We start from the raw sequence: 8,935 nt of genomic DNA, 5'->3' as shown, positions 1-8,935 counted from the left end.
TTTTATCTTGAGGCTTAAAATCAACTTTTTAGACTCCCCCTACTCTAAACCTCTATAAAATATATACATTCCAATTAATAACAAAGTTGTGTCTTGAATAATAGGTGCTATATTTATCACGTTATTAAAATAGAAACACACTTACTGCGACTCATGAAAAAGGATTAATTAATGATTCAAGCACGACCGGTTAATAAAGGGTTATTAATCTCACTGCTTCCTCACGTCATTTTATTAGTTGCGGGCATTATACTTACCTACTTTGCTCATATTAAACACCAAGAAGCCATAAAAAATAAAATAAACAATGCGCTTGATAACCGCCTATCATCGATTTCTACAGGTATTAACAGTAGGCTCGATTTGTATCAATATGGGCTATTTGGTTTAAAGGGCTTTGTACATGGGATAGGTGCAAATAACTTAAACTATCAAGCCATAACTAACTACTCTGGGAGCCGTAACTACGCTAAAGAATTCCCTGGAGCTAATGGTATTGGCTATATAAAAAAAGTTGGCGTTGAGCAATTAAATAAATTTTTGAATGATGCAAAAAACGATAGACCCGATCAGACATTTAATTTGAATACACTCGTAGCGACTAGTGATGAGCATTTTATAATTCAATATATTTTTCCTGAGCAAAAAAACTTACAAGCAATTGGATTAGATATTGGATCTGAGAGCATGCGCAAACAGGCAGCACTAAATGCTGCCATAAATAATACAACCCAATTAACGGCGCCACTGACTTTAGTACAAGCGAATAAACTCTCACAACAAGGCTTTTTAATATTAGTGCCAATATATAAAACCATTATTATTTCTGATAATAAAAAACAGCGCCTTAATGAGCTTTTAGGTTGGGCATATTCGCCGTTGTTAATTGATAAAATTTTAGACTCACTTTCACACCTTGATGAAAATCAACTAACGATAAGTGATATCAATAACAATACTGAGACTGATTTTTTTAGTTATGGCATAAAAAGCAAAACTAACGATTATCAATTAACTAAAATTATAAAATTAATGGGTAGAACGTGGAAAATTACCATTGATGCCTCAGACGCCTTTATTTATAACCTTCATCTCCCTAGTCGGTATCAAGCCATTGTTAATGGCTCTTTCGCCACTATTGGCTGTATGTTTGTAGTTTTTTTAATGCAATTGTTTATTTTTAGAAGAAACCAAAGAATTAAGAGAAAAACACTTCAGGCTAAAAAAAATAAACTCGCATTGCAGCAAGCAAACTTAAAACTAGAAAGCGAAGTTAAACAACGTACGCAAGAAATAGCCGATATGAGCATGCTCCAACAAAGTATTTTAAACAGTGCTAGTTATTCAATTATAGCGACCGACACAAACGGCTTAATCACTCTATTTAATCCTGCCTCTGAAAAGTTATTAGGCTACAAAGCGCAAGATGTTATTGGCATTAAAAACCCTGGCATATTTCATTTAAAAGAAGAAATTATAAAAAAGGCTAAACTACTTAGTGCTGAATTAAATAAACCTGTCACCCCTGGTTTTGAAGTATTTATCCTAAAAGCAACAGCAACTGAGCCTGATATTAATCAATGGACATACATTTCTTCTACAGGCGCGCAAACACAAGTTAATTTAAGTGTCACCTCGTTGTTAAATAACGAAGGAGACACCGTTGGCTACTTAGGCATTGCTTACGATTTAACAGAACAAATTGACCACGAGCAAGCCCTTGGTCACTCAAAAGAACTTGCTGAGCAAGCATCGCAAGCAAAGTCTGAGTTTTTAGCAAATATGAGCCACGAAATACGAACCCCGATGAACGGTATACTTGGCACATTACAACTATTACAAGAACAACCGCTTAATGAAAAATCAAAAGAGTATTTAAAAAAATCACTGTATTCAACTCGAGCACTCACCACCATTATTAACGATATTCTTGATTTTTCTAAAATTGAGGCTGGCAAGCTCTCATTAGAGCATAAGCCTTTTGACTTTTTTGAACTTATTCATCACTTAGATTCAGACCTAGGTGTGCAAGCGACAGATAAAAACATTTACCTTAAATTTGTGATTGATATAGAGCACAAGCATTGGGTGGGCGACCCAGTTAGACTCAGACAGGTATTTTTAAACTTAATATCTAACGCGATTAAGTTTACATCTCAAGGTGGCGTTACAGTAACGTTTAGGCTAACCGACGAAAAAAAAATATGTTGTTGTATATCAGACACCGGAATTGGAATCTCTGAGCAAGCAATTGATCGATTGTTTGAGCGCTTTGAACAAGCTGAGCAATCAACCACGCGTGAATATGGTGGTACGGGCCTTGGCTTACCCATCACTAAATCATTAATAGGCCTTATGAATGGCGAAATTAAAGTAACAAGCCAGTTAGGTTCAGGGAGTCAGTTTTATGTGTACTTACCATTAAAACAAGCGCAGGTGGATGACAGCACATTAACAACCAAAAATATTGAGCTTCCTGACCTATCTGGAAAAATTATTTTATTAGCTGAAGATAATAAAATAAATCAGCTTGTTGCAGCTGCGATGCTTGAACCCACTAAAGCCACCATTATTATTGCCAACAATGGTTTAGAAGCGATTTCATTATACGAGTTACACAAACCAGACATTATTTTTATGGACATTCAAATGCCAAAAATGGATGGTCTTCAGGCATGTAAAAAAATTAAGGCGCTTAATAGCGAACAAATTGTTATTGCATTAACTGCTAATGTTTTTACAGAACAAAAAGAAATATACAGGCAGCTATTTGATGGTTACGTTTCAAAACCAATCGAAAAACATGAACTTGTCGGCATGTTATCGACACTTTGCTTAGTAAATAATTAGTCATTCTGAGGGCATTAAAAAACCCAGTTATTGTTACCTTTCGATATTAATAACTGGGCTCTAAGAATAATGGTGGAGGGAGAGGGATTCGAACCCTCGTTAGGGATAAACCTAAACACACTTTCCAGGCGTGCGCCTTCAGCCACTCAGCCATCCCTCCACGGTGCTGCAATTGTGTAATGCAACAGCGCGCTATAGTATGAAATAGACCCTTAAGGTGCAAGGCATTTTTAAATTTGGGCCTTTAAATGCTTACTAATCAAGCAACACTTACCTATAGGCACAAAAAAACGGCTAAATCTAAGACTTAACCGTTTTTAATTTATACTTTAAAATGACTTAACCTGAACTCTGATTAAGAGATTTACTACGTATTGAATATGATGATATTTAAATTTATTTTCTCTAGCCAGAGTTTAGGTTACTTAGCCATACTCGCGGTAAATTCAAGCATGCGATTAAGTGACTTAAGTGCGCCTTCGCGTAAATCCATATCAACAAATACTTCTTTGCCTTTAGGGTCAATTAGGGCTTCCTCAATCGCTTTTAAGCCATTCATTGCCATCCAAGGGCAATGAGCGCAACTTTTACATGAAGCGCCCTCACCTGCCGTAGGAGCCGCAAAAAACTCTTTATCTGGACATAGTTGCTGCATTTTATAAAAGATGCCGCGATCAGTTGCTACAATAAACTTTTTGTTGTCCATTGTTTGCGCTGCTTTGATCAATTGGCTCGTAGATCCAACCGAATCGGCAAGAGCAACTATTTCTGCTGGTGACTCAGGATGAACTAAAACGCCTGCATCTGGGTGTAGCGCTTTCATGTCTTTGAGTGCTTTTGTTTTAAACTCGTCATGTACAATACATGCGCCATTCCACATAAGCATATCAGCACCGGTATTTTTTTGAATATAACTACCAAGGTGCTTATCTGGGCCCCAAATGATTTTTTCGCCTTGCTCATCGAGGTGCTCTACTATTTCAAGTGCACAGGATGAAGTTACAATCCAATCTGCACGTGCTTTAACAGCCGTAGAGGTGTTTGCATATACAACTACTTTACGATCAGGGTGCTGATCGCAAAACGCAGAGAACTCGTCTATCGGGCAGCCAATATCTAACGAACATGTTGCTTCAAGCGTTGGCATAACAACCGTTTTATTTGGCGTTAAAATTTTGGCTGTTTCGCCCATAAATTTTACGCCCGCAACAATAATCATATCTGCATCGTGACGTGCGCCAAAACGCGCCATTTCTAGCGAGTCGGCAACGCAGCCGCCGGTTTCTTCAGCAAGTGCTTGAATTTCAGGATCGGTATAATAATGGGCAACAAGTACTGCATTTTTATCTTTTAGTAATTGTTTTATACGCGCTTTATATTCGCCTTGCTCGTCTTGTGTTAACGGTGCTGGCTTAGGGGGAAAAATATAACCTTCAGGCATAATAGTTTGAGCTAGACTCATGTTCTCGACCACTTATCTACAGTGCATTAATTAGGGCGAATTATACGAGAATATGAAAGCAAATAACAGCGAACTAGTAAGGCTGTTTATAAAAAATAAAGTGGGAAATTAAAAAAGAATATAAAGGAAAGTATTAGAGAGTGGTGGGTCATGATGGATTTGAACCATCGACCAATTGATTAAAAGTCAACTGCTCTACCAACTGAGCTAATGACCCGCTCTAATATAAATCTGCTTTGTAAAAAGCTTGCGTAAATCCGCCGATTAAACTGTCATAGAATGGTGGGTTATGATGGATTTGAACCATCGACCAATTGATTAAAAGTCAACTGCTCTACCAACTGAGCTAATAACCCGCTCTATGCACTTATTCAATTAAGAATGAAGCTTACGTATATCCGCCGACTAATGCCAAACCCTATTCACAAGGAATAAAGAATGGTGGGTCATGATGGATTTGAACCATCGACCAATTGATTAAAAGTCAACTGCTCTACCAACTGAGCTAATGACCCGCTCTTATATAACTTTTCATAGAATGGTGGGTTATGATGGATTTGAACCATCGACCAATTGATTAAAAGTCAACTGCTCTACCAACTGAGCTAATAACCCGTTCTATGCACTTATTCAATTATGAATGAAGCTTACGTAAATCCGCCGATTGATGCCAAACCGTATTCACAAGGAATAAAGAATGGTGGGTCATGATGGATTTGAACCATCGACCAATTGATTAAAAGTCAACTGCTCTACCAACTGAGCTAATGACCCGCTCTATTGTTACGTTTAAATGCAACTTACTACTTTGCGTAAATCCGCCGATTGGAACCAGTCATTATTCACAAGGAATAAAGAATGGTGGGTTATGATGGATTTGAACCATCGACCAATTGATTAAAAGTCAACTGCTCTACCAACTGAGCTAATAACCCATTCCAGATGCTAACTTATTACTAAGTTAAAGCTTACGTAAATCCGCCGATTGATGCCAAACCGTATTCACGAGGAATAAAGAATGGTGGGTCATGATGGATTTGAACCATCGACCAATTGATTAAAAGTCAACTGCTCTACCAACTGAGCTAATGACCCGCTCTGACGTTGCGTTTTATAACAACTTAGTATTGTACGTAAATCCGCCGATAAAAGACCATTCAAAGAATGGTGGGTTATGATGGATTTGAACCATCGACCAATTGATTAAAAGTCAACTGCTCTACCAACTGAGCTAATAACCCGCTCTTTTTGTCGCATCTCGAGTGGGGTAACCATTCGTTTGCTGCGGGCGCTTATAATACTTATTTATAAAATGAGTGCAACCGAAATTGTCTCTTTTTTTAAGTTTTTATGTCTAGATGCACAAAATTAAACCGTTTGTGCTCAAACTACATGCAAATCCAAGATTCTTCGAGAGTTTCCATGTAGTTTGCTCGCCTTAACTAGAAATTTAATCGCTGGTGAACTTTAGTTTCCCAAACGATCAGTTGCTAGTTTTGCAGCGGTAGTACTTGGGTATTGATTGATAAGATCGCTCAATATTTTTTGTGCTTGCGCCGCTGAACCTTGATCTTGTAAAAGTGTGCCTAACTTTAGCATTGCATCAGGGCGTTTATTAGAATTTGGAAATTCGTTAACAACCACTTTAAAATGCTCCACCGCTTTTACGCCATCATTTTTAATAGTAAGCAACTGCCCTAACCAATAATGCGCGTTAGACGCATATACAGAGTTTGGATAGGTAGTTAAAAACGTTTGAAATTCAGGAATCGCTTGATCATAACGTTTATCTTTCATTATTAACGCAACAGCACGCTCGTACGCTTCATTTTCAGATAAGTCACTGCTGTAGCTCTGTGCATCGTTTGGCTGCGCCTGATCGACTACTGGAGCTGCTGTTGGCTGTGTATAAGCCTGGCTCACGCGGTTTTCAATCTCTTGATACAACTCACGCTGACGCTGCAGTACTTTTTCAAGTTTGTAGCTTTGCTCTTCAGTTACACCGCGAATTTGACTTACTTCGTCTTGTAACAAGTTAAGTTGTTGCTGTAACTCTACTTGTAAAAAGTTACGCGACTGCATCATATTCTCAAGCGACGCTAATCGCTTCTCAATACTTGATTGTGAACTTGCAGCTTCTGAAACAGGAGCGGGAGCAGCCATTAACTGGGTGCTCCCGCTCAATATCATGGCTGCCAAAATAATTTTCGGCTTCATAATATCTCTTATCTTAGTAAACTAGTACCGCACGGCGGTTTTTAGCGAAAGCTGATTCAGTGCGAGATTTAACCATTGGCTTCTCTTCACCGTAGCTTACCACTGACATTTGGCTAGCTGAAACACCTAAGCTTAATAGGTATTTTTCAACTGCTTGGCCACGGTGCTCACCTAGTGCAATATTGTACTCTGGAGTACCGCGCTCATCTGCGTGGCCTTCAATTAGAACTTTAACTGATGGGTTTTGAACTAAAAACTCAGCATGTGCACGAAGTAAATCTGCGTACTTACCTTCAACAGTCGCTTTATCAAAGTCAAAGTAAATTACTTGCTCTTGACGAAGTGCTTCGTACTTTTGACGAAGTTGCTCTTCTGCTTGTTGCTCAGGAGAGATTGTAGCTACTTCAACTGTATCAGTGTTAGTTGATTGCTCAACAACGCCTTGATTTGATTGGTTTGCAGCACCTTCATCAATATCAGAAGATGAGCTACAAGCTGCTAATGTCATTACTGGCACAGCAATTAGCAGGCCTTTAAGTATTTTGTTAAGTTGCATTGAGTAGATTCCTATTTTGAGTAAACCAGTAATATTACTGTAAGTATGGCGACCAAGCTGGTGCCTTTACTTGTCCGTCTAGCACAGGTAACCGTGCTTTAAAGCGGCCGTCCATCGATACTAGCGCAAGTACCTGTTTATTATTATGGAGCGTGCTGTATATAATCATCGAACCATTTGGCGCTATGCTCGGTGATTCATCTAGGCGTGTTCTCGTTAATACTTGAAACGCACCTGTAGCCAGCTCTTTCTTAGCAAGATGGTACTGCCCGTTGGTACGGTTAACCATCACTAATTCTTTTCCATCTGGTGTTATAGAACCAGCAAGGTTCATATCACCATCAAAGGTGAGTCGTTGTGACCTACCTGTTTTTAAATTTAACTTATAAATCTGAGCATTACCACCCCTTTCAGATGTAAACACAATATCTTGGCCATTAGGGTACCAAGATGGCTCAGTATCTATGCTACGATGATTTGTTAAGCGTGTTTCTTTACGTGTAGCAAGGTCAAGCATGTAAACTTCTGTCGCACCCGTCTTATCCTTAGAAAGCACTAATAATAGCTTTTTGCCATCTGGCGAAAACTGCGGTGCGCCATTAATACCACGGTAGCTTGCTATTATTTCACGCTTACCTGTGTATATATCTTGAATGTAAATTTGGCTTTGACGGTTTTCAAACGTTACATACGCTAGTTTAGTACCATTCGGTGACCATGCTGGCGACATTAATGGTTCTTTTGAACGAAGTAAAACCTGTTCGTTAAAACCATCGTAATCAGCAACGACTAGCTGATAAGGTTTAGGCTCGTTATCACGTACTATTACATATGCAATTTTAGTTAAAAACGCGCCCTTTTCACCCGTTAGCTTTTCATAAATAACATCACTAATACGGTGTGAATAACGACGAAAACCACTCTCGCCAATAACACTTTCACGCGCTTCTAAAATATGATCTTGGCTTTTAACTAACTTACCGTTACTCATCATTTGCGTATTGCCACCGGTAATTTGGCCGCGAATCACATCAACTAACTCATAACGAACTAAATAACGCCCATCAGTTTGTTGTTCAACCTCACCAACAAGAACAGCTTCAACACCTTTATTAACCCAAGACGCATAATCAATTTCGCCATCTTTACTTGGCTGTTGCGGCATTTGCGCCACATCAACAGGTTTAAACTTACCACTGCGCATTAAATCGGCAGCAATAACACCACTTAGCTTTTCAGGAATTGGACCAACACCTTGGTATTTAAAAGGTACAATGGCAATAGGCCTTGCACCGTCTACACCTTCTGTTATTACAATTTCAAGCGCTGCATTAGCAACACCCGTAAACCCAAACAGTAAAACTAAACAGGCTATTTTTATTTTGTTGAACATATCATTCCTTTAAAATTCTGGCTTGATTGTTAAATTAATATTCTTAAGTTTTTCGAATACGTCTTTATCTTTAGATACCGGTAATGTGTCAGCCATTCGCACAGCTCTTAATGCAGCTTCACATACTAACTTGTCGCCACCTAATGATTTAACTTGCGTTACTAAACCATTAAAGCCCAAACGAATATTAACTCGGCACTGTTGGTTTTTCATTTTTTCATCAATCAGTAAGTTTTGCTGAATACGCGCCATAATTAATGCACGGTACTTATCAACTTCGCTCACCACTTGTTGCTGACGTATTTTACTACGGGCAGCCTGCTCTTTGGCAAGTTGCTCTTGTAACATTTGCTCTTGCATTGCTTGCTGGCGTTTACGTTCGGCCTCAGCAGCACGCTCTTTTGCTTCCTCTTCACGCTTTTTGCGCTCAGCTTCTGCTTTTTTAAGCGCTTCTTCT

6 protein-coding genes and 9 tRNA genes are annotated in these 8,935 nt (G+C 38.8%); 1 reads left to right on the top strand and 14 read right to left on the bottom strand.

What is annotated here, in order from left to right:
* Window positions 1–171 precede the first annotated feature (171 nt).
* Window positions 172–2,850: a CHASE domain-containing protein gene (locus H5157_RS20275; RefSeq protein ID WP_182725390.1), complete on the top strand. Its 2,679-nt coding sequence runs from the start codon at window positions 172–174 to the stop codon at window positions 2,848–2,850.
* Between the two features lie 70 nt (window positions 2,851–2,920).
* Here H5157_RS20275 and H5157_RS20270 read toward each other — a convergent pair.
* From H5157_RS20270 to tolA, 14 genes are all read right to left on the bottom strand, one after another.
* Window positions 2,921–3,010: transfer RNA gene (locus tag H5157_RS20270), tRNA-Ser, on the bottom strand.
* Window positions 3,011–3,271: 261 nt separating this feature from the next.
* A complete protein-coding gene (nadA, locus tag H5157_RS20265; RefSeq protein ID WP_182693277.1) occupies window positions 3,272–4,312 on the bottom strand; it encodes a quinolinate synthase NadA in 1,041 nt (346 codons plus the stop codon).
* Between the two features lie 141 nt (window positions 4,313–4,453).
* Window positions 4,454–4,529 (bottom strand) — tRNA-Lys (locus tag H5157_RS20260).
* Between the two features lie 63 nt (window positions 4,530–4,592).
* A tRNA-Lys gene (locus tag H5157_RS20255) sits at window positions 4,593–4,668 on the bottom strand.
* Between the two features lie 83 nt (window positions 4,669–4,751).
* A tRNA-Lys gene (locus tag H5157_RS20250) sits at window positions 4,752–4,827 on the bottom strand.
* 24 nt (window positions 4,828–4,851) lie between these two features.
* Window positions 4,852–4,927 (bottom strand) — tRNA-Lys (locus H5157_RS20245).
* A gap of 83 nt (window positions 4,928–5,010) precedes the next feature.
* Window positions 5,011–5,086, bottom strand: a tRNA-Lys gene (locus H5157_RS20240).
* 85 nt (window positions 5,087–5,171) lie between these two features.
* Window positions 5,172–5,247: transfer RNA gene (locus H5157_RS20235), tRNA-Lys, on the bottom strand.
* Window positions 5,248–5,331: 84 nt separating this feature from the next.
* Window positions 5,332–5,407 (bottom strand) — tRNA-Lys (locus tag H5157_RS20230).
* Between the two features lie 70 nt (window positions 5,408–5,477).
* A tRNA-Lys gene (locus tag H5157_RS20225) sits at window positions 5,478–5,553 on the bottom strand.
* A gap of 226 nt (window positions 5,554–5,779) precedes the next feature.
* The gene (gene ybgF / locus H5157_RS20220; RefSeq protein WP_033021320.1) at window positions 5,780–6,529 is read right to left on the bottom strand and encodes a tol-pal system protein YbgF; all 750 of its coding nucleotides are present in this window, start codon (window positions 6,527–6,529) and stop codon (window positions 5,780–5,782) included.
* Window positions 6,530–6,542: 13 nt separating this feature from the next.
* Entirely contained in the window at window positions 6,543–7,085 is a 543-nt protein-coding gene (gene pal, locus H5157_RS20215) for a peptidoglycan-associated lipoprotein Pal (protein ID WP_002960636.1), read from the bottom strand.
* A 34-nt stretch (window positions 7,086–7,119) separates the two neighbouring features.
* Window positions 7,120–8,478, bottom strand: coding sequence for a Tol-Pal system beta propeller repeat protein TolB (tolB, locus tag H5157_RS20210; protein ID WP_138488837.1), 1,359 nt, complete (start codon window positions 8,476–8,478; stop codon window positions 7,120–7,122).
* A gap of 9 nt (window positions 8,479–8,487) precedes the next feature.
* Window positions 8,488–8,935 (bottom strand): cell envelope integrity protein TolA (gene tolA / locus H5157_RS20205; protein WP_182725389.1); only part of this gene is annotated, 448 nt, incomplete at its 5' end.

Source organism: Pseudoalteromonas sp. SG43-3 (genome assembly GCF_014164385.1).
Lineage (GTDB): Bacteria > Pseudomonadota > Gammaproteobacteria > Enterobacterales > Alteromonadaceae > Pseudoalteromonas > Pseudoalteromonas distincta.
This window is presented reverse-complemented; position numbering and strand designations above follow the sequence as displayed.